General features: G+C 76.4%; 1 protein-coding gene. It reads right to left on the bottom strand.

Translation table 11 applies throughout. The annotated features are described in order from the left end of the window. Window positions 1–44 precede the first annotated feature (44 nt). Window positions 45–593 (bottom strand): class F sortase (locus tag DKL51_RS24180; protein WP_148097834.1); only part of this gene is annotated, 549 nt, incomplete at its 5' end.

The raw sequence follows: 593 nt of genomic DNA, 5'->3' as shown, positions 1-593 counted from the left end.
ACCGTACGGCGCAGGGCCGGGCGGGCGCGCGCCGGCCGGGCCGGTCAGCGCGCGGCGGTGGCGAAGACGACGATGTTGTCCGGGTAGTTGCCGGTGGCGGGGTTGAACCGGCCGCCGCAGGTGATCAGACGGAGCCGGGCCTCGGGACCGCCGCCGTACACCCGGTCGGTGGGGAACCGCTCCTTCGGGTACGCCCCGACTCCGTCCACGGTGAAGGTGGCGACCCGGCCGTCGTCGCGGGTGACCTCGATGGTGTCCCCGGGGCGGAGCCGGCCGAGGTCGAAGAAGACCGCGGGTCCGTTCTCGGTGTCGACGTGGCCGACCAGGACCGCGTTGCCGGCCTCGCCGGGGGTGGGGCCGCGGCGGTACCAGCCGGCCAGCTCGGGCTGGTCCAGCGGCGGCACCTCCAGTGCGCCGTTGCGGTCGGTGGCGACCGGGATGATGTCCGCCTGGACGCCGATCCGGGGGATGGTGATCTGGACCGGTTCGGAGCGGGGCAGCACCGGCCCGGGCGAGGTCGACCGGTCGACGGTCGGGGCGGCCGAGGCGCCCGGCTGCGGTGGCGGGGTCGACGTGGTGCCGGCACCGCAGCC

The organism is Micromonospora globispora (assembly GCF_003857015.1).
GTDB lineage: Bacteria > Actinomycetota > Actinomycetes > Mycobacteriales > Micromonosporaceae > Micromonospora > Micromonospora globispora.
Note: the sequence above shows the minus strand (reverse complement) of the source record. Positions and strands in the feature narration are given on the sequence as shown.